Annotated in this window: 20 protein-coding genes; 6 read left to right on the forward strand and 14 right to left on the reverse strand. The window is 28.8% G+C overall.

Going from position 1 to position 22416, the window contains the following annotated elements; all coding sequences use genetic code 11:
* Positions 1-122: 122 nt before the first annotated feature.
* A complete protein-coding gene (locus BR82_RS0100655) occupies positions 123-935 on the reverse strand; it encodes a helix-turn-helix domain-containing protein (RefSeq protein ID WP_027088561.1) in 813 nt (270 codons plus the stop codon).
* A gap of 233 nt (positions 936-1168) precedes the next feature.
* Here BR82_RS0100655 and BR82_RS16235 point away from each other — a divergent pair, with 233 nt between their 5' ends.
* The 3 genes from BR82_RS16235 to BR82_RS0100670 all read left to right on the forward strand — a co-directional run bounded on the left by BR82_RS16235 (position 1169) and on the right by BR82_RS0100670 (position 5408).
* The gene (locus BR82_RS16235) at positions 1169-2203 is read left to right on the forward strand and encodes a helix-turn-helix transcriptional regulator (protein WP_027088562.1); all 1035 of its coding nucleotides are present in this window, start codon (positions 1169-1171) and stop codon (positions 2201-2203) included.
* Between the two features lie 306 nt (positions 2204-2509).
* Positions 2510-3736: a response regulator transcription factor gene (locus tag BR82_RS0100665; protein WP_027088563.1), complete on the forward strand. Its 1227-nt coding sequence runs from the start codon at positions 2510-2512 to the stop codon at positions 3734-3736.
* Positions 3723-5408 carry a sensor histidine kinase gene (locus BR82_RS0100670; RefSeq protein ID WP_027088564.1) on the forward strand — a complete coding sequence of 562 codons (1686 nt, stop codon included), beginning with the start codon at positions 3723-3725 and terminating at the stop codon, positions 5406-5408. The genes BR82_RS0100665 and BR82_RS0100670 overlap by 14 nt, the downstream gene beginning before the upstream one ends.
* A 95-nt stretch (positions 5409-5503) precedes the next feature.
* On the opposite strand, the gene BR82_RS0100675 is transcribed toward BR82_RS0100670, so the two are convergent.
* Positions 5504-5866 carry a winged helix-turn-helix transcriptional regulator gene (locus tag BR82_RS0100675; protein ID WP_027088565.1) on the reverse strand — a complete coding sequence of 121 codons (363 nt, stop codon included), beginning with the start codon at positions 5864-5866 and terminating at the stop codon, positions 5504-5506.
* 151 nt (positions 5867-6017) lie between these two features.
* Here BR82_RS0100675 and BR82_RS0100680 point away from each other — a divergent pair, with 151 nt between their 5' ends.
* A complete protein-coding gene (locus BR82_RS0100680) occupies positions 6018-6584 on the forward strand; it encodes an NAD-dependent epimerase/dehydratase family protein (RefSeq protein WP_027088566.1) in 567 nt (188 codons plus the stop codon).
* Between the two features lie 224 nt (positions 6585-6808).
* Here the strand turns inward: BR82_RS0100680 and BR82_RS0100685 are convergent, their stop codons facing one another.
* On the reverse strand, positions 6809-10480 hold the full coding sequence (locus BR82_RS0100685; protein WP_027088567.1) for a glycoside hydrolase family 3 C-terminal domain-containing protein: 3672 nt from the start codon (positions 10478-10480) through the stop codon (positions 6809-6811).
* Positions 10481-10953: 473 nt separating this feature from the next.
* On the opposite strand from BR82_RS0100685, the gene BR82_RS0100690 reads away from it, so the two are divergent.
* Entirely contained in the window at positions 10954-11712 is a 759-nt protein-coding gene (locus tag BR82_RS0100690; protein ID WP_027088568.1) for an AIM24 family protein, read from the forward strand.
* Between the two features lie 269 nt (positions 11713-11981).
* Here the strand turns inward: BR82_RS0100690 and BR82_RS0100695 are convergent, their stop codons facing one another.
* The 6 genes from BR82_RS0100695 to rnmV all read right to left on the reverse strand — a co-directional run bounded on the left by BR82_RS0100695 (position 11982) and on the right by rnmV (position 17393).
* Positions 11982-12938: a ribose-phosphate diphosphokinase gene (locus BR82_RS0100695; RefSeq protein ID WP_027088569.1), complete on the reverse strand. Its 957-nt coding sequence runs from the start codon at positions 12936-12938 to the stop codon at positions 11982-11984.
* Positions 12939-12947: 9 nt separating this feature from the next.
* Positions 12948-14327 (reverse strand): bifunctional UDP-N-acetylglucosamine diphosphorylase/glucosamine-1-phosphate N-acetyltransferase GlmU, encoded by a 1380-nt coding sequence (gene glmU, locus BR82_RS0100700; RefSeq protein ID WP_027088570.1) that lies wholly within the window; start codon positions 14325-14327, stop codon positions 12948-12950.
* A 94-nt stretch (positions 14328-14421) separates the two neighbouring features.
* A complete protein-coding gene (ispE, locus tag BR82_RS0100705) occupies positions 14422-15279 on the reverse strand; it encodes a 4-(cytidine 5'-diphospho)-2-C-methyl-D-erythritol kinase (protein WP_027088571.1) in 858 nt (285 codons plus the stop codon).
* Positions 15280-15283: 4 nt separating this feature from the next.
* On the reverse strand, positions 15284-16027 hold the full coding sequence (locus BR82_RS0100710; protein ID WP_027088572.1) for a sporulation peptidase YabG: 744 nt from the start codon (positions 16025-16027) through the stop codon (positions 15284-15286).
* 27 nt (positions 16028-16054) lie between these two features.
* Positions 16055-16861 (reverse strand): 16S rRNA (adenine(1518)-N(6)/adenine(1519)-N(6))-dimethyltransferase RsmA, encoded by an 807-nt coding sequence (gene rsmA / locus BR82_RS0100715; RefSeq protein WP_027088573.1) that lies wholly within the window; start codon positions 16859-16861, stop codon positions 16055-16057.
* A 10-nt stretch (positions 16862-16871) separates the two neighbouring features.
* Positions 16872-17393 (reverse strand): ribonuclease M5, encoded by a 522-nt coding sequence (gene rnmV / locus BR82_RS0100720; protein ID WP_027088574.1) that lies wholly within the window; start codon positions 17391-17393, stop codon positions 16872-16874.
* A gap of 225 nt (positions 17394-17618) precedes the next feature.
* Between rnmV and BR82_RS0100725 the strand changes: the two genes are divergently transcribed.
* Positions 17619-18965, forward strand: coding sequence for an MATE family efflux transporter (locus BR82_RS0100725; protein ID WP_027088575.1), 1347 nt, complete (start codon positions 17619-17621; stop codon positions 18963-18965).
* Between the two features lie 26 nt (positions 18966-18991).
* Here the strand turns inward: BR82_RS0100725 and BR82_RS0100730 are convergent, their stop codons facing one another.
* From BR82_RS0100730 to BR82_RS0100750, 5 genes are all read right to left on the reverse strand, one after another.
* Positions 18992-19276 carry a hypothetical protein gene (locus tag BR82_RS0100730; protein ID WP_027088576.1) on the reverse strand — a complete coding sequence of 95 codons (285 nt, stop codon included), beginning with the start codon at positions 19274-19276 and terminating at the stop codon, positions 18992-18994.
* Positions 19277-19304: 28 nt separating this feature from the next.
* On the reverse strand, positions 19305-19517 hold the full coding sequence (locus BR82_RS0100735) for a helix-turn-helix domain-containing protein (RefSeq protein ID WP_027088577.1): 213 nt from the start codon (positions 19515-19517) through the stop codon (positions 19305-19307).
* A gap of 1 nt (position 19518) precedes the next feature.
* Complete coding sequence (whiA, locus tag BR82_RS0100740) at positions 19519-20466, reverse strand: DNA-binding protein WhiA (protein WP_027088578.1); 948 nt, start codon at positions 20464-20466, stop codon at positions 19519-19521.
* An 8-nt stretch (positions 20467-20474) separates the two neighbouring features.
* Positions 20475-21323 (reverse strand): RNase adapter RapZ, encoded by an 849-nt coding sequence (gene rapZ / locus BR82_RS0100745; RefSeq protein WP_027088579.1) that lies wholly within the window; start codon positions 21321-21323, stop codon positions 20475-20477.
* Between the two features lie 621 nt (positions 21324-21944).
* Positions 21945-22416 (reverse strand): LPXTG cell wall anchor domain-containing protein (locus tag BR82_RS0100750; RefSeq protein WP_027088580.1); only part of this gene is annotated, 472 nt, incomplete at its 5' end.

Here is a 22416-nt window from a genome sequence, read left to right on the forward strand (position 1 = left end):
TTACATATATCCACATTTTAAACAAGCACTTATTTTGTTGCTACCCCCACAACAAAGTAACTGTATTTTCTTAATTTTACCTTTAATTCAAATAGTTTATGCCATGTTTCAATAATGAAATATTATTTTAAAATTATTGTTAAAATGGCGACACTTTCAGGCATATGAATCATTCCTACATTCGATTTAACTTTTATTTTAACACTTGTTTGTAAGATTCTTTCCTCTTTAGAATAATAAAAATATAATTTAGATATTGGAATAACAAAATTATCCATTATTACTTGTGAAGCAATGTATTTTTGCTCAGTTTCATACTTTAAAGATTCAACTTTCCCTTTTAAAATCATTTTCCCCATCAACGATTCGTGTTCAACTTCTTTTGGTTGTGATATAAGATTGCCATGTCCCATTTTTATTTCCAAGATACCGGGATGAACAAAGCCATCATTTGCCATTGAAATTCCAAGTTTATCTGCTTTATAAATAGTAAAAGCAAACGGATATTCCCCGTCATCAAGATTTGCACTTAACATATCACCACTAATTTCTTTAACTTTATCAATCAATTTAAATAATTTTTCTTTACTTGAATTACTAACAAGCTTAGCACGTGATTCTGGTGATAACGTCAATACTAAATTTAAAGCTTCCTGATAAGCTTCTTCATCATTAAAACTAGAAGTATTTTTAAGCCAATCTCTAAGTTTATTAATATCATTAAGATAACTTCTAGCTAATTTACATCCCTGACATGATAATACCCCTTTCCCTTTTTCATTGATTAAACCTTCTTGATAAAAGTTATTCAAAACACGACTAAACGTCGATTTAGAAACACCAACTTCTTTAGCCATTCTCGTTGCAGTATAATTCATGTCCTTTTGTTTATATAAAAATAATAAGTATGTCAATTTTTCCTTCGATATTTGCATATTTTCCCCTTATCTATAAGTTATAAAAAAGTTAGTCACAACTAACAATCATAACATTTTTTACTATTTTTTCAATCAAAATCTTCATTATTCTAAAATAAAGTGATAATACTATAAAAATAATATACTTTTTCATATATTCAATAAATTTATACCTAAGTGTAAAGAAATTTGTATTCGTTTTCATTAGTAACAATTATATAATTTTTTCAGAAAAACTAGAGGTGAGCAATTTGAAAACAGAAGAAATTAAAAAAATATTAATTGAAAACGAAAACTATTATATGGCAATTGTTTTTTTTGACGAAATTCATTCACTTTTTGAAAAAGAAATATATCATGAAAATTTTTATGTCCTAGATTCATTTCATAAATGGCAATTAATCAGTATTGAAGAAAATATATTTTTAGCATTATATCCAATATCTATTGATGATATAAAAAGTGAATTTTATTTTAAAAAAAGTTTTTATAACTTTTTAGATATGCTTGAAGCCCCTCAAAAACAAATTTGCGGCTGGATGATCGGAAAAGTAAAAGCAGATAAAATTTTAAATACATATACTCATCTGTATCCTCATTTTATTAAACGTTTTTTTGAAAAAACTGGTATAATAGATATTCCTTTAAACAATGAAAAATCTGTTAAAGAGCAATTTCCTTATAAATTTATTTCACTTTTCACAAAGCCAAATAATAGTAATAAATTCGAAAAAGAATTTAATCGTATGGAAATAAAAAAAGAAGCTAAAAATTATATTCAATGTTTGTCTCTTATGATCATGTATTTAAATGAACATTTTTCTAAAGAAGAAAATAAAATGTTTAATTCTATTATTTCTAATGATGAGTGGAAAAAAATACAAACACTTCAAGATATTTCAAAACTACTTATTGAAAAAAACATTTTACTTACCCAAGACACTGAACAAATGTCCAGTTATTCCTATTATACTTCTATTTTGATTCACTATATTCGGAAAAACTATTCAAATAAAAATTTGACTTCCTATCAAATGGCAGAATATTTAGGTCTTAGTATATCTTATATGCGTACTGTATTTAAAGAGGAAACTGGTAAGCCAGTAAATCAATATTTATCAGAAGTAAGACTAAAAAATGTTTGTCATCTGCTTATAAATTCAAATGAAACAATTGAAAACATTGCTCAAACATCCGGCTATCTTGACAGTAAAAATTTACGTAGAGCCTTTAAACAAACTTACGGTATCACACCTAGTGAATATCGCTGTATGCATACTGCATGATCAAAATTAAATAATTAATACAGTTAAAAATGAATCTTAATATTAAAACTTAGTAATACAAATAAATACATAACCAAACCCATAAAAAGGATACATTGTACATTATTAATATTTTTGGAAGAATTAGTTTTATCAATAAAATTAATTCTTTCTTTTACTTTAATTATAATATGTTAATAAAAATATTTTTCTTTGATTTATTCAAGCATTTTTCGTTATTATATAATCTTGAAAAGAAAAATTGATTTGATATAATTTTTACATAGAATAATAAATTTAATGCACAAAAGAACTTGGGGTGAAAAAATGTATAATGTGATAATTGCTGATGATGAAAAAATCATTAGAGAATTTTTAAAAAATGAGCTTAATTGGCATAAACTAGGGTTTAATGTTAAAGGTGTAGCTGCAAATGGAATGGAAGCATTAGAATTAGTTGAAGAATATCAGCCAGACCTGCTTTTGACAGATATCCAAATGCCTTATATATCTGGAATTGAATTAGCACGTAGAGTAAGAGAAGTCAATCCCTTTATGGATATTGCTTTTCTAACTGCATTTGAGGAGTTCACGTATGCAAAAAAAGCTATTCAATATAGTGTAATCAGTTATATTTTAAAATCGCAATCTAAAGAAGAATTGGAACAAGAAATATGGAAAATAAAAAATAAATTAGATGAAAAATATTCTCAACATATTAAATTACCTAATACACCAACAGAAATTCTTTATGAAAAACGTAAAAATATTCTTAAAGATATTTTTTTTAATCATCATGATCAAAGCATCGATGAAAAGCTAACCCTTCTTGAGTTTTATCAAAACGATAAAAATAATAACTATCTTCTTATGTTAATTAAACCATATAGCTCTGAAATTTTAATTAATGAGCAATTAATTAACAGTATTATTAATGATATATTAAAAAGATATGGTCAATTTATTTCATTTACAATTAGTAATAAAATTCTAATTTTTATTGACGATGATCCCAAAAACATTCAACATTATAAACAATTAATCGCTGACGAAATACTTCAAGGACTAAAAAAAGTATTAAACATCAACGTTAGAATATGTATAAGTCAACCCTTTTCTAATATTTCTGAACTAATAAAAGCTTATAACAGCATGTTATCTGCTTTTAAAACAGAAATTGAAAGCCCTATTGTATATGCTGAAAATATTAATATCGAAACTCCCGATATACTTGCTAAAAAAGCAATTCAAATCATTGAAGAAGAATATAGCAATCCTTTTTTATCAGTAATTGATATTAGCGAAAGATTACATATTAGCACCAGCTATTTAAGCATACTTTTAAAAAAAATATATTCTTCTAGTTTTGTTAAATTATTGACCGCAAAAAGAATGACTATTGCAAAAAACTATCTTTTAAATACTAATTTAAAAATTTTAGAAATTTCTGAATTATGCGGGTATAATGATCAACATTATTTTAGTTACTGTTTTAAGCGTCATTATGGCATCTCACCAAAAAAAGCTAGGGAGATCAATGATGAAAAAATATAATAAAAAAATTTCTTTTAGTAAATTATTATTTAGTTTTAGTATTATATTAGTATTATTATCTTTAGAAATATTGTATGCTGTCATCATTAAGAATTATAGATCTACTTTAGAAGAAACAGCTTCTGATATGAGTTGGGCAGTAACAGGAACAATTACAACTCAATTATCTTATTACACAAATGAAATATATAATATTCTTTCAGAAATCAATCAAACTATTGCAACAACCGGTCTTAATGAAGGATGGAAATTAATAGAAGAACAAAATAACATTCGTGAAGACCTTCTAACTGTTTGGTTCTGTAATGAAGATGGGAATTACTGGAAAATCGAAAACGGAGCAGTAGTTACATACAATGATACTGATATGTTAAGTATTGACCTTTCACGTCTATCAACGGCAGCAAAAAATCATCTTTGTATTGGTTCAACAAATGGCTCATATAATATCAATTTTCCTTTTAAAACAGACTGGTCATACCAAGACAAAACTATTTATATGATTCTAGAATGCAACAATAGCTATATTCGAAATTTAGTGGAAAGTATTGGTCGTGGTAAATATAGATATTCTTATGTCGTAGATTCATGGGGCGAACTATTATATACTTCAAAAGAAACGATTCAATCAGAATTAGAAACTTATAATGATTGGGCAATTAAACAGCCTGATGGTATTTCCAAAAAAAATGAGAACTGGTATCATATTTTTTCAAACAATGAATCCAGTTTTAAGACAATTACTGTAACAAATTTAAAAATGACTGTTGCAACACCACTAAAACAAATAACATTATATTTTTTATTTGTTTTAATACTACTGCTAGTTGTTATTGCTAGTATCAGCTGGATAATTAGCTGGCTATTTTCACGTCCTGTCACTAAATTAGCTAAAAATATCGAAAAATTTAATGTTAATGATGACCTTAAACTGTTAAACTTTGATCCTATGTATATTTCAGAACTAGATACACTTCAAGATGCATTTATTGATATGGCAAAACAAAATCAAGAATTCGTAAAACAAATGAACGAAGACCATGAAATCTTACGAAAAACAGAATTAAACGTTCTTCAAGAACAAATAAATCCTCATTTTCTTTATAATACTTTAACTTCGATCCAATGGTTATGTAAAACCGGAAAAAATGAAGAAGCAGCAAAAATGACTGCTACTCTAGGAAAATTTTATCGGATTGGTTTAAGCAGAGGAAAAGAATTAATTACGATTCGTGAAGAATTACTACATGCTAGCAGTTATATGTCAATGCAGGAATATCGCTTTAGCGGTCAATTTGATTGGCAAATTATTGCTCAAGAAGATGTAATGGACTACTTATGTTGTCGAATTATTATTCAGCCATTTTTAGAAAATGCTATTTATCATGGTATGGAAAGTGAAATTGAAAAAGGAAAAATCATTGTCCGTGTTACTAAAGAAGATGCCCTATATATATGGGTTGAAGATAATGGTATTGGTATGACAAAAGATAAATGTGAATCAATTTTAAAAAATGATAATAAAAATAATAATCATGTTGGTATTCGCAACGTTAATGACCGCATTCAAATATGTTTTGGTAAAGAATATGGTGTTACTATTATTAGTGAAGTTGATAAAGGCACAAAAATAAAAATTCGTCTACCGCTTAAAAAAGACGATAATATTTAAAAAAGAGTTCAATTACAAATTGAATTCTTTTTTTATCTAAAATAAGCTTTAATCTATTACGATTTTTAAAAATCTTACTAAAAAAATAATTTTAACTAATCTAAATTTGTTTCTCCCCATTTAGATATCTCAACAAAAATGGGAATTAATTCTTTTCCTTTTGATGTTAAAGAATATTCTACATGTGGCGGAATTTCGTTAAATTGCTCACGATCAATTATTCCTAGTTCTTCTAAATCTTTAAGCGTAGACGTAAGCATAGAATTTGTAATCTTAGGAATTAATTTCTTCAATTCTCCAAATCGTAGAGAATCATGCTTACATAGTTCAAAAATTATATGTGTCTTCCACTTCCCATTTAAAATATTTAATGTCCGATGAACCGGACATTGTTCATCAATAACTTCTGTCGATAAAACTTTTTTTAGATATTGTTCAGCACTTAAGTCTGATTTCATAAATACTCCCTCCATTAGTATCATTAAAACTACTAAGTCGTTTAAATCTGCGTACTTGTTTATCTTTTTTATTGATGGTATTATAACACTACTAAGTAGTCAAGAAAAAGTTTATCGGAAAATTAAAAATATTAGTAAAGGAGATAACAGTATGAATATAGTTGTTTTTGGTGGAAATGGATATATTGGAAATGTAATTATTGAAAAATGGTTAGAAAAAGATAAACACGCTGAATTTTTCTCTCTATCTCGTTCAGGGAAAGGGCAAATTTCAAAACCTAACGTTCATTATTTGAAAGCAGATGTTACTAATCTTGAAGAAGTACAGCTTGTTCTTCCAGAATACATAGATTATATTATTGATTGTGTTGGTATTTATACAAAAGATAAGAAACAGCTTGAAAAATATAATGTTTTACCTGCAAAAGTAATGTTAAAAATAGCTGAGAAAAAATCTATTAAGGGCTTAGGATATATTGGTGGCGTAATGGGTCCAAAAGAGTTTACAAATAGTAAGTCTTCTGTTATTCAAATGCTCTGTTCTAGTAATCATAAAATTTCTTACGTAGAGCCTACTCTTGTATATGGAAATGGGCGCAATGATTTTTTATCTAAGATGGTACCATTATTAAAATTTATGGGTATATTTTCTAAGAAAATGCAACCCGTTAAAGTTGATGATTTAGCTGATGAATTAATTTCAAAACTTTTAAACTAATAATGATTTTATTGTTATCAAGTGTAAAATATCATCACCCTTTTATTTTTACTACTAAATATTTTGCATATTTTTAATAATATCTATATATAATAAACTTTTTTCATTAGATGTTTTTATTCATAATGCTAAAAAGCTATTTTCAAAATTAATTGAAAATAGCTTTTATTTTTGAGAGAGAAAATTTTATTTTATAATATTTTGAGAGAGAATTTATTAAATACTTATTTACTAAATAAACCTTTTCTTTTTTTATTTACAACTAATACCATTGAAGCAAGTGCTAATCCTGCAACTGGATATACTAAATTAGTAGTATCTCCTGTTTTTATACTAGCTGTTGTATCTCCTGTTTTTACTACTTTATTTGTAGTAGTTTTATCACTATCAGATACACTTGAATCAACAGAATCAGATATATTTGAGTCAACAGAAGAATTATTAACAGTATTTTCTACTAATTCATCAATTGCTTTTGATAAAGCATTTTGAACTTCTGTTACTTCTTGACTTGTTGCTTCCTCATTCATGTATACTGCTTCAGCTTCTTCTAGTGCTGCTTCTAATACTTGCCATGATGCTTCTGTATAATTTGCAGCAACTAAGCTTCCAGCTTTATTAATTAAATCATTTAATGCATCTTTATTAGGTTTCAACCTTAAGCTTAGATATGCTCTAACTATAGTATCATAACTTTCATCTACTTCATCCTGTAATACATTTTCATTATTCAATACTTCCTGTGCATTACTTAAGGCTGTAGCAAATGTTTGCCATGTACTTGTAGTATATGAACTTTCACTCAAATCTTTGACCTTATTTACAAAAGCTTGTAACTGAGTTATATCTCCTTTAATAAAATCTAACATCTGAATTGCATTTGCTAATCGATCAAATGCATCGTCTATTTCAGTTTGTGTTGCCTCCGTATTATTTAATACTGTTGTTGCTTCTTCTAACGCTGCTTTAAATTCTGTAACAACTGCAGGGACAACGTTAGCTAAATCTTCATCAGTAATTTCATTAGCTACTTCTACGGCAATTTTTAGCGCTGTTTTACCACTAATTGTTGAATCATCTGTATCATCGTCACCATCATTAACAGGATCTTCTTTTACTGTTTCAAACCAAGTACTATGTTCTTCCTGATTATATGGATTTACATACTCTATACCGTTATCATCAACAAAACTATACATTTTCATCATTGTTTCCAACATACCTGCTGCCGCATTTTCTAAAGCTTCTCTTGTTAATGATGCTCCTATTTCTTCATCAGTTGCTGCATTAGCATAATCTAAAGTATAATTTCCATCAGCATCAGCAGCCACTTCTTCACCATCTAATGTTTTTCCGGTAGTTGTAATCATATATGCATTGTACAAATAACTAGTCATTCCTGTAAATGATGGGAATAATCCGTTATTTCCTGAATTTATTGATCTGACGGCATTACCAAAATCCCCTTCCCAGTCTGTCATGATGGTACCATCAAATCCCCATTCATCTCTAACAATTTCAAATAACTCCGTTGATTTAGCACAATGTACTCCATTTAATTGACCATAAGCACTCATGATTCCCCATGGATCAGCTGTTTCAACTACGATTTCAAAACCTTTTAAATAAATTTCACGCATTGTTCTTTCAGACATTATTGAATCATAGTGATTCCATCTTTCAACTTCCTGGTTATTAGCTGCAAAATGTTTTAATGCCACAGAAATACCTTGTGATTGTGCTCCTCTTGTTAAAGCAGCTGCCATTGTTCCAGATACTATTGGATCTTCAGAAAAATATTCAAAATTACGTCCACAAAGTGGTGTACGATGAATATTTAATGATGGGCCAAGCCAGTAATCAGTATTTTTTTCAATTGCTTCTTGACCAATTGCTTCTCCAACTTTTTCAATTAACTCTTCGTTCCAAGTCGTTGCCATATTTGTTGCTGTTGGCCAAGCAATTGAATAACCATTACTTCCACTTCCACCAACTTGAGCAGGACCATCTGATAATCCAAAAGATGTAATTCCTAATCTTGAAATTTCTTGTGTATTACTTGAACTACCTCCAGCACTTGTTCCACCATAAAGCTGTCCAATATTTCCAGCCCCTTCAATAAATGTGATTAATTCAATTGGTGTCCATTGATTAAGATATGTATCCATATCTACTGTACCATTATATACATCAATTAATTTATATTCTGCATCACCTAAAGCAAGAGATTCTTGAATAGCTTCATTAACTACATTGCTATATGTAGATGATTTGCTCCATTTATTATAACGATTTCCTTGTCCAGCATTTAGAATTGATGATAATTGATAATCTGATGCACGTAAACTTTCTGATGCATCTGGTTTTGTATTTTCATAATCATATTTAGATAACTCTGTTAATTCTATTTCAGGATATTCTTCCAAATATTTTGCATATGTACCATTTTCTTGATCTAATCCTGATAAATTTGTACATTCTTCAACAATGTTATAGTCTAAGCTTGAACCATATGTTTGAACACTATAAGTTCCTGCTTTTCTATCTTGAGCATCTTTAACATCATTTCCAACATATACTGTATAAGAACCATCTCCCATAACATAACTTGCAATAGCTTCATAATATGATGCCATATCACAAATATCATATGACAATGTTATCGTCTGCTTTTCGCCTGGCTCTAATAAGTCCGTTTTACTATAAGCTGCTAATTCAATATCGGGATTTTCAATTATTTCACCACTGCTTAAATCAACATCTGGAGCATTATAATATAACTGAACAACCTCTTTACCAGCTACGTCACCGGTATTTTCTACTGTAACAGTAACTGTGATTTGACCATCATTATTAGTTAGATCTTGTGTTACCGTATCATAATCCATATCAACCACTGTCATTTCAAAATCAGTATAAGATAATCCATAACCAAATGGATAGTATACTTGATCATCTAAACCATCAATAATTGTATCAAATGTATCATAATAGCGATAACCTACATAAACACCTTCTTCATATTTTGAATACATATATTCATCTATAGGTCGTGTATATTCACCTTCATCATATCCTGTAGAAGGATTTGGAACACTACCCCAATAAGGGAAATGCTTTTCTGTATCATCACTTCCTGATGTATATGTTTCTGTTCCTAAAATAAATGAATCAATATTTTCAGTAGATGGATAACTTTCAATCGTTGCCCAAGTATCTGTTAACTTTCCTGAAGGGTTAACAACACCACTAATAACGTCAGCTACTGCATTTCCTCCTTCTTGACCTGGTGTTCCAGCATAAATAACACCATCGATTTGATATTCATCTACCCATGCCATATCAATTGGACCAACTGTATTTAATACAACAATAACTTTATCAAATGCTTTCGAAACTAAAGAAAGCATATTTTTTTCTGAACTGCTTAAATACCAATCTCCTTCTTTTACACTACGATCTGATGACTCACCAGAAGAACGAGTTATTTGAATAACTGCTGCTGTAGAATTAGCTGCGTATTCTGCTACTTTTTCTTCAGTTAAATTGTTGTAATTACTAATCGTATTAACAACATCAAAGCTTGCATTTAATCCTTCTTCAATCGTTACTTTATCAGAATCTTTTGCTGAAGTCGTTCCAGATCCTCCTCCTGACATTAAATAACTTCCATTTGCAAAAAATGAAATAGTACATCCTGCTTTTAATGGTAAAACATCATTGTTATTCTCCAATAAAACCATACTTTCATCAGCAACTTCATTAGCAATTGCTTTTAAAGATTCATCATCTCCACTTGCCTGCAATATAGATGAACCTGTCATACTTACTGAACTAACTGCCATTACTGTCGCTGCGACTACTGACAAGGCTTTTACTCCCCCGCCTTTTTTCATGTTTTTTTCCTCCTTTACAATTTTCTATCTGTAATTATTGTACTAACTAAGACAACATTCTAAAAGGGACACATATATTTATAACAATCAAATTTGCACCTTGTCTTTTTTAATTAAAATTAAGTTAAATTATTCTTAAATAAGAGCTAAAAATTGATATCTCTATTATCCTAAAAAAACGATAACAATACTATTAAACTTTATCACTCTTTATAGAGTAAACATAAATTATAATTGATGTAATTATCCATTATGATTAATCCTACTATGCCAGTCATTAATAACTGTCTGAAAATCATTTTGATCTTTAAACCTTTTACTAGAAATATTATCGATTGAAAGGATATTATCACATGATTAAATAATCATCATTGATTTCTTCAACGATAAAATCAACTTAAATTCAAAAATATAATATTATAAAAATTTAATAGAAACATGCTATAATATTAGAAAAAGAAGGAAAAATAGTAATGATTAAAATTAATAATTTAACAAACAATGACAATATTCGTGTTATAGATAAAAAAGAAGGAATTATGATTATTGAATATATCAAAGATTTGAGTGTAACTGAAGATACAGCCATAAATGCTTATTATGCTTCAAAAATGAATATTCATAAACATCAAGTTTTAATTACTTTAAATAATGATTCGTACACAATTTCACAAGGTGCAATGCAATGGATGGCTGGTAACGTTAAAGCAAGTGCTGATGTAAAAGGTGTGGGGGATTTTTTTGGAAAAACTCTTAAAGGTGCAGTCACAAAAGAATCAGCAGTAAAACCTCGATATCAAGGAACTGGATATTTAATGCTTGAACCAACTTTTAAATATTTATTTATTGAAGATGTGAGTAACTGGCAAGGCGGCTTAGTTTTAGATGACGGACTATTTTTAGCTTGTCAATCTCAAATAAATCAAAAAATAAAATCTCGTTCTAATCTATCTAGTGCTGTTTTGGGAAATGAAGGTTTTTTTAATTTAATGCTTTCAGGCAATGGTCTAGCTGTCTTAGAAAGTCCTGTCCCTCGTGAAGAATTAATTGAAATTGATTTACAAGATGATGAAATTAGAATTGATGGCAACTATGCAATTGCATGGTCTGGAAATCTTGAATTCAAAGTTGAAAAATCTACTAAGAATCTTGTTGGCTCAGCTGTTTCTGGTGAAGGATTGGTAAATGTTTATCGCGGAACTGGTAAAATATTAATTGCTCCATTAGCATAATTTAATAAGCTATAACACATGTTTGTGTGCTATAGCCTTTTTTTATTATCTAGCTTTAATAAAAAAGTGGGAAATACCCACCAATATAATATCTGATTCTACTAATTTACCTTGATAAAAAATACAAGCGACATGTCAAACTAAAATTATCGTATACTTTAACTGAACAAATGTAGTTTCAAGACTACATCTTTTTAACTTGTACAAATTAAAAACCAGAAAGCAATACCTATATGATATGACTTCTGGTTTAAAAATACATTTTATATCTATTTATCAAAATCAAACATTTGGAATACATCAGAAACTGGTAAACAGTTTTCAATATTTTCAATAGTTTTAGCAAGTAATCCGGCTACAGAAACTGTCTTTAGTTTAGGGAATATTTTTTCTTCCGGTAATTTAATTGTATCCGTTACAACTACTTCATCAGCTGAAGAATTTTGTAGTCTTTCTACAGCTGGTCCTGAAAATACTGGATGTGTACATGCTACATAAACAGACTTAGCACCTTTTTCCTTTAACATCTCAATTCCCGCAATAATTGTTCCTCCTGTATCAATCATATCATCAACCATAATACAATTTTTACCTGATACATCTCCTAAAACTCCCATTATTTCAGCAACATTTGGTTTAGGTCTTCTTTTATCAATGATGGCTACGGGAGCGTCTAAAGCAACTGCTAATTTACGAGCCCTTGTAGCTCCACCATGATCAGGTGAAACTATACAAATATCTTTTAAATTTTTTTTCTTAAAGTAATTTGAAATTAATGGCAACGCCTGCATTTCATCAACAGGAATATCAAAGAATCCTTGAATTTGAGCTGCATGTAAATCAACTGTAACAACTCTTGTGACACCTGCTACAGTTAATAAATCAGCTACTAGTTTAGAAGTAATTGGTTGTCGTGGTTTAGCTTTACGATCTTGGCGTGCATATCCAAAATAAGGAATAATTGCTGTAATTTCCTTAGCCGAAGCTCTTTTTAAAGCATCAGCCAAAACCAATATCTCCATTAAATTTTCAGTAACTGGATTAGAAGTAGATTGAACAATAAAAACATCTTTACCACGTACTGATTCATCAATTTCAACTAAAATTTCGCCATCCGCAAAATGATGTACCTTACTTTTTCCTACTTTAGTTCCTAATTCTTCTGCAATATCATTAGCCAATTGACCACTAGCTGACAATGCAAAGACAGTTATTTTATTTTTCATTTTTCTCTCCTATTTTCCTTTTTGATTTCTTTTTTCTTCTAATACTTTAGCATATCCATCTTTATTAACTTGACGTGCACGAGCTATAGCAAACGCATCATCTTCGACTTGATCAGTAATAGTTGAACCTGCAGCTATATATGCATTATCACCTATTGTTACTGGTGCTACTAAATTACTATTACATCCAATAAAAGCATTATTACCAATAACTGTTTGAAATTTATTTTTTCCATCATAATTTGAAGTAATTGTTCCACACCCCATATTAACATTACTTCCAACTGTAGCATCACCAACATATGTTAAGTGCGATGCCTTACTACCTTTTCCAAAAACAGCTTTTTTCATTTCAACGAAGTTACCCATGTGAGCATTTTCTAAAATATGACAATTTGTTCTTAATCGTGCAAACGGTCCAATATCAACACCATTTTCAATAATTGAATCAGAAATAACAGAAAATTTGATTTCTACATTATCCTTAACTTCTACATTTGTAAATTCACAGTATGGACCAATATGACAATTAGCACCAATACTTGATTTTCCTTTAATAATACATCCGGGTTCAATAGTTGTATTAGGCGCAATAGTAACATCTACACCAATATAAGTATTGTCGATATCAATAATATTAACGCCATTTAATAAATGTTTTTTATTTACCTTTAATTGTAATGTTTTTGTGGCTTCAGCCAATTCCACTCGGTCATTAATTCCACCTACTTCAGCAAGATCAGGAATCTTATAACCACCAACTTTTAGATTATCATCATTCATAATTCCAATGACATCTGTAATATAATACTCATTTTGAGCATTATCATTAGTTATCTTTTCTAATGCTTCAAATAGAGCAATATTATCAAAACAATATTCACCACAATTCATTTCACTGATCTTAATTTGCTCAGGATTACAATCTTTGAATTCAACGATTCCCTTAACTTGATCATCTACTCTAATTACTCGGCCAAATTTTTTGTCTAAATCACAATCACAAGTCATGATCGTTCCTTTTAATTGATTATCATTATGATAAGCAATTAAATCTTTTAATGTTTCGCTTGTAATTAATGGTGCATCTCCATTTAGTACTACTGTTGTTCCTGGTCTATTAGCCAATGCTTCTTTACATTGCATTAAAGCATGCCCAGTTCCCAATTGTTCTCTTTGATAGATAATGTTTACATCATCTAACAATTTTTCAACTTCTTCAGCCTTATGACCTACAATTACATAGATTTCATCGACCCCAACTTGTCTAAGTTCATCTACAATATGATTGATCATTGGCTTATATAAAACTTCATGGACAACCTTAGGTTTGTCCGATTTCATTCTGGTTCCTTTACCAGCCGCCATCACTACCGCATAAGTTTTCATCTTAACACCTCTTTAACAACAACATAATAACAAAAAATCCTCATTAATTAAAGAAAAAAAAGATAAAAAAGCTTATAATACAAAAAGAAATCATTCAAATGATTTCTTTTTCATTCAATATTTCTGTTTTTCTCACAAAATAATATTTTCCTTTGAAAAACTTAAACCCTTTTTCTAATATTAAATCACTTCTAGTAAGTCCAAAAACACATGATCCACTACCTGACATTAATGCTCCATCGAATCCTATCGCTAACATTTCTTCTTTTATTTTTGCAATTTCAGGAACCATTTTAATAGAAGGTGCTTCTAAAGTGTTTTGTAAATTATCAATAACAGCTTGATAATCATTCTCTTCAATTCCCTTTATCATTAAATTACAATTTTGATGGCTTGTTTTATTTAAATTTAAACTATTAAATGATTTTTTTGTAGAAACACCTTTTCGGGGTTTGACCAACAATACTTTACACTTAAATGGAACATCTATAAAACTCAGCTTTTCGCCGATTCCACTAACAAATGCCAATTTTTGATATATACAAAAAGGAATATCAGCACCTATTTCTTTGCCTAAAGCTGCCATTTCTTCATTAGTTAAATTTAAATAAAACAGTTTATTCATAGCTTTTATAACAGCTGCTCCATCAGCACTTCCTCCCGCTAAACCAGCCTGCGTAGGAATGTGTTTATATACATAAATCTTTACTCCTTTTTTTATTCCATAACGTTCTTTGATCAATGACACTGCCTTATACATAATATTACGCTGATCAGTAGGCATGATCTTACTATTAGACTCAATTTCAATTCCTTCTTCAATCGTATTAATATAAATTAAATCATGTAAAGTAACTGGTGCCATGATCATTTCTAATTCATGATACCCATCTTCTCTTTTTCTTACTACATCTAATGCTAGATTTATTTTTGCGTATGCTTTTACTTTCATTATTTCACCTGCTTGTCGGATAAATTTTTCTTGCTACTCCCCTTGTATCGATTCCCCCAACTCCTAAATGTTTATTAGAAGTTTTAGCAACAATTTTTTCTAAATCAACATAATTTTTAATACTTGCATTAGCAATTTGACTAACAACAAAAACTGGATCTAAAGCATGAATATTTTTACGACTTGGACTAGAAGCAAAATTAGCTCCACTAGCTAATAATAGTTCATAGTATGACTGACAAGCCCCTGCAAAAATAATCAAACTATCTTTATCATCCTGATATAGTCTAGCTTTACGAATCGCTTCGACAAAATCTTTTGTATGCAAATAACTATTTATATTTTTTCGATCACCGTTTTTTTTCATTGCATCATGTCCTGTAATAACTAGTAGATCTGGTTTGTGTTTTTCTAAAAGTGGAATAATTTTATCTTTGATTTCATGTTCTTTCATATAATACCCATATACATTTATATTAAATTCTTTATATTTAGCTAAACACATTTCCAAATAATTTTTATCACCATCAATATGCAAGACACTACCTTTTAAACATGGTTTGTTTTCTACTATTATATCATTCTTTTCACTATTAAAATCACTTGGTTCTAAATCACTTTCATCGCTATCAGCAACTAAGCGATATTCTATTCCCGTCAAATAGTAAATACCATCTTTAATATCCGTTATTCTAAAACAAATATCTTTACCATATTTTTTTCGGCAAACAATATCACCTATCTTCATCAATATCACCAATATATTATATGCGTTCTAAACTTTATCGGTGATATTTTTAAAATCATCTAATGATAACTCCTCACATCTTTTATTAGTATCAATTCCACAAGCTACTAATATTTCATAAGCATTATCATATTCTTGTTTTAAATTATTAAGTATTGTTTTTCTACGCTGCTTAAAACATATATTTAATATATTATATAACTTTAAATCTGGTTTTTTAATTAATGAAATTTTTATAATTGCAGAATCAACATGTGGAGCTGGTAAAAAAACATTTTTATTAACTGTAAATAAGTATTCGATCTTCCCCATATCTTCGATCATTAATAATAATGGATTTTTATATTTGCTGGTCATTTTTAATGCGACTTCTTTTTGTACCATAATGATCAATTCATCTATTTTATCATTACTAAAAATAACTTTTTCGATTATCGCTGTTGTAACATAATAAGGTAAATTTGCCACCAAATAGACTTGAGAATAATCTTGTTTTAATTTTTCAATAATTGGTTCTAACTCTTGTTTAATAAAATCACCAAAAATTATTTCAACATTATCGATATTCAAAAATTCATCATACACTGGTTTAAATCTTTCATCTATTTCAAAACAGATTACTTTTCCTGCATGACGTGCCAATATTTGTGTCAAAGCCCCTATTCCTGGTCCTACTTCAATTACAGCAATATTCTTATTTATATTCGCTTGAGCAACAATTTTATTTACAATATTTGCATCAATCAAAAAATTTTGCCCAAATTTTTTTAGAGCATTTAAGTTATACTTATTTAATATATATTTTGTTGTTGTAAGAGTTGCAATATCTTTCATTCGATCCACCTTAATTTTCTAGTTTTTTTAATATTTCATCTTTTGTGATTCCAACCATATTTAAACGTTTGAATAAAGTCTTAACATTTCCATATCCAAGATTAAATAATTCATAAACTAATAATCTTTTTTGTTTATTACCGATAATATCTAACTCTAAAAATTCTTTCCAGGTAATACTTTGTCTATCAGCTTCAAAACTAACCATATTTTCTAACGCAGCAATAACAGCTTCTTTTTTAGCTTCAGCAATCCCTAATTTCTTTTTACCTGTAGCATCCTTCTTTGATACAAATGCATGCTTACAATTTGGTACAGCGGCTTGAATTTGATCACGAATTTTTTTCCCAGGATAATCAGGATCGGTCAAGATAATAATTCCTCTATTTTTACTGGCTTCTTTGATCAATTCTAATGTTTTTTTATCTAGTGCTAACCCATGGGTTTCAATTGTATCTACTACAAATAATTCTTTTAACAAAGCTGTATCAGTTTTACCTTCAACTATTACTATTTCTTTTATTTTTTTCATTATTCCTCCCACACAACTCTAACCAAGATAATTTGGTTATTTATAATTATAACCTATTTATCATAAAATAAAAGATATGCTTTTAACTATTTATGTTGACAGTGATCGATTATTCTTGTATCCTATTTCTTGTAAATTAATAATTTGCTTTAATAAAGCTATAGCTTTTACTTGTTTCTGATTTATAAACAAGCGGCTATAGCTTTTTTTATGAAAGGAGACTTTATGAATCAAGAATATAACAATATGGCTCATAAGCCAATCTTTCCTTTATTAATGAAAATGGCTATACCACCAATGATATCTATGTTGATTCAATCAATGTATAACATTATTGATAGTATTTTTGTAGCTAAATTAGGAGAAAAGGCTTTAACAGCATTATCACTTGCATTTCCTTTACAAAATTTATCATTAGCTTTTTCTGTTGGTTTAGGCGTTGCCATTAATGCTTTAATTGCTCAAAATTTAGGTGCTAATAATAAAAAAAGAGCAGATAATATTTGTGATCATGGGATTTTTCTATCTTTGATCCATTCTTTGATTTTTGTTTTTATTGGTGTTTTTTTGATAAAACCATTCTTTTTGATGTTTACTAATGATTCAGTAATATTGAATTATGCAATTACATATGGCGGGATTGTCATTACTTTTACTTTTGGCTCGATAATTCATATAGCTATTGAAAAAATGTTTCAGGCTACCGGAAATATGTTGATTCCGATGATATTGCAAATAATTGGAGCTGTAGTTAATATCATTTTAGATCCTATTCTCATTTTTGGAATCAATGGTTTTCTTGAATTAGGTGTCGCAGGAGCAGCAATTGCTACTATTATTGGTCAAATGAGTGCCTGTTTATTAGCAATTTTTCTATTTAGAAAAAAATCTATTTTAAAAATATCTTTTAAAAATTTTAAACCAGAATTTCAAACTATCAAAGCTATATATTCTATTGCTATTCCTTCAGGAATTATGACTGCTATGCCTTCTATATTAGTAGCATTGTTGAATAGTCTTTTGGCTACTGTTAGTCAAACTGCGATTGCTTTTTTTGGTATCTATTTTAAATTACAATCATTTGTTTATATGCCAGCAAATGGATTGGTTCAAGGAATGCGTCCACTGATTAGTTATAATTATGGAGCTCAATATTTTGAACGAGTTAAAAAAATTATTAAAGTTTCTTTAATCGTTGTTTCAATAATATTATGTAGCGGTGCTCTTATTTTTGTCCTTTTCCCTAAATTTATTTTATCATGGTTTAATGCAACTGATTCATTAATTAAAATTGGTGTTATTGGGTTAAGAATCTTCTCATTAGCTTTTATTATTTCGACTTTTGGAATTGTTATCTCTGGAGTATTTGAATCTTTAGGAATCGGTAAATATTCATTGATCATTTCATTGTTAAGACAACTTGTGATTACTCTACCTTTAGCCTATATTTTATTGTCACTGGTAGGCTTAAATGGTGTTTGGTTATCATTTGTAATATCTGAATTTATTGCCAGTATTACAGCTATAATCTTACTAAAAAAGCAATTAGTAAAATTTAAAAAACGCTGTTGAGTCTTTTATTCTAAATAAAAAGATGACTATTTATCATCTTCATATTCTTTATAATCAACATCAATAACATCATCATTACCACGCTGATATTCTTCGTGACTATAATAAGCTTTACGCTTTTCTTCAGTTTTACGTTGAAATTCTTTATTAAATTCCTCTAAACGTTTTTGATAGAGATATCTTTTTATAAGTGACCAAATTACTAATACTGCTATAATAATCCAAGTAATCGGACTAGTTAAAAGATTTAAAAGTAAACTTAATACTATTACTATAATTAAAATTACTAATATAGCATAATAAAATCCCATGATCTCAGCTCCTTAATTTATTAATATACTACTTAAACTCAAATAATTCCTTAATACTAATAGCAAAACCATCAGCAATCTTTTCAATTGACCGCAAAGAAATATTTCTTGTTCCTCTTTCAACATCTGAAATATAATTTTTTGATAAACCACAACGAAAAGCTAATTCCTCTTGAGAAATATTTTGTTTTACCCGTATTTCTTTAACCCGATGACCAAATCTAATTTCAATTTTATCCATATCAATCATTCTCCATTTGAATTAATCGTTTAGCCTCTTCACTTATTTTTTTAAATCGATGGTGTAACCCAGACTTACTAATAGTCTGCCCTGTTTCTTCATAATAGGCTTCCGTTAACTCCTTTAATGTCATTTCTGGATATTTTCTCCTAATCAATGCAACTGAACGCGTCTTTTCATCGAGCATATCAAGTCCCATAAACATTTCAATTATATTAATATCATCGATCTGTTTATTAGCGGTTGACAATGATTTTATTTCATTAGCTATATCACAGTTATTCCAGCGATTGACTGTATTTGACATATTTCGATCGATTCTAGTGCTCTCAAAATTCATAACTGATTGACTTGCACCTATTGCTCTTAAAAAATCTCCAATTTTCTCTGATGATTTTAAATAAACTACATATTTATTACGACGCTTTATTATTTTTGCATTTAATTCAAAATTATTCATTATCTTAGCAATAAAAACAGCAAACTCTTCTTCATTAAAACTCATTTCTAAATGATAATTAGAAGTTTCAGGATTATTAACACTTCCACATGATAGAAATGCTCCTGCTAAATATGCTCTAACACAACATTCTTTTGCAAGAATATTTTTATCAGGAATTAGATTAAAACCCATACCATCCATCAATGATAAATCATCTAAAATTTCTCTAGCTTTAGTAACCCTTAGTATATAGACATTATTTTTCTTTAATTTCATTTTCCGTGAAACCAAAAACTCTATTTGTGGGTCGTACTCTTCCTTTAACATTTTATGAATCTTAGATGCAATTTTAGCATTTTCTGTTCTAATCGTTAAAGAAAGCCCATAACTTGATAGTGATAATGTACCATTGATTTTAATTACTGCACACAGCATTGCTTTTTGACAACATGATTCAAAATCATTAAAAACTACTTCTTCTTTTACAATTCGCGAAAAAGATATCATAATAACTCCTAATGGTCAGCGTCTCGATGTAAACGGTGTACTTGATAAAATTTGCTATAATAATCAGCAAAATAATTTGTTAAAGTAACTGAACGATGTTGTCCTCCAGTACAGCCAATACCAATAATTAAATGCATTTTGCCTTCTTTTTCATATTCTTTTAATAAATAATCAAATAAATCTGTCATCTTCTTGATAAATATTTTTGTTTCTTCTTTTTCTATAACATAATCATAAACCGCTTTATCATTTCCGGTTAATGTTCGCAATTCTTCAATATAAAATGGATTTGGTAAAAAACGGACATCAAATAATAAATCGGCATCTTTAGGTACCCCATGTTTATATCCAAATGATTCAAATGTAATTCTAAATGGATCTACTTTACCACTACTAAAATAGTCTTCTAGAAGATTTTGAAATCTACTTCCTTTTAATTTTGTAGTATCAATTGATAAATTAGCTAATTTAGAAATCGGCTCCGCTAATCTTCTTTCAAATTCAATTGCTTCTAATAAAGATGATGCCTTATTAGAAATAAGCAATGGATGAGATCTTCTCGTTTCTTTATATCTTTTAACTAATACCTCATCATCACAATCTAAAAATACCACTGATAAATGAATCCAGTCTAAATTAGATAATAATCTAATTGCTTTTAATGCATCATCTAAACTTACAGCCATAGCAACTCTTTGATATTTAGAATCATCTTGTACCAATTCTGCAAACTCTGTTAACAGAGAAACTGGGTAATTGTCAATACAACGAAATGCTAAATTTTCAAAACAAGCCATTGCTCTAGTTTTTCCAGCACCTGACATTCCTGTAACAATTACAATCTCTACTTGATCCATCATCCTCACTTCGCTTTCTATAATTATTTTATCAAATCTACAACGATAAGTGTACTTTATTTTTAGATTTTTCTCAACTACTTTAATAAATATTTTTTACTATTATGCCTACTTTTTAGCCTAATTTTAAAAACTTTAGTAATTAAACCATGATCATAACTTATAAACATAATAAAACTTTATGTATCATCCTTTAACTTTTTCAAATTCAAACTTTGGATGACTTTAAACCATCTTTGATAAATAAGCTTTTTTATCATATAAAGGTTAATCATCGATTATCAAATCTTTAAAATTTTGATTAAAATCTTTTAACACCATAACTTCTAATAATTACATATAACTCATTTTCAACTAACGATATTTCTTGTTTTAGCTATTTACCCCTGCAGTATTTAGCAAAGAATGACAATGAGCTAAAGATGTAAGATAAAGTATAAAGTGTTCCCTTACCAAACTTATATCACAATCTTAATTCTTGCCACTTTAATCACTGCCTTTATCTCTAATAATATTTATTTTAAAAATTTGAATTAAACATACCACAAAACACATTTTTTAAAATGAAAAGCATGAAATTAAATTCATGCTTTTCTATTTTATTAATCTATATCTAGAGTATTATTTATGTGCTCTTCTTTTTTTGTTTGCTGCTAATACCACTGAAGCTATTGCTAATCCTGCTAATGAATATCCTAAGCTTGCACTATCTCCTGTCTTGATACTTGCTGTTGTATCTCCAGCTTTTACTGCACTGCTTACTCCTTCATTTACTGTTGTACTTGGTACTTCTGTTTCTACTGGTGCTTCAGTATTAGCTACTAATCCTTCAATTGCACTATTCAATGCTGTTACTGCTGCATTTACTTCTTCTTCTGTTGCATTAACATTGGCCATTGTTTCATTTGCATTTTCTAATGCTAAGCTTACTGCTGCCCATGATTCTGGACTGTAGCTTGCACTGTTTAATCCGTTTGCTTTATTAATTAGGTCATTTAATAAGTCTTTATTTGGAATTAATCTTAAGCTTAAATATGCTCTTGCTAATCCATCATATGCTTCATCTACTTCTTCTTGGAAGGCATTTTCATCT

It is taken from the genome of Thomasclavelia saccharogumia DSM 17460 (assembly GCF_000686665.1).
Lineage (GTDB): Bacteria > Bacillota_I > Bacilli_A > Erysipelotrichales > Coprobacillaceae > Thomasclavelia > Thomasclavelia saccharogumia.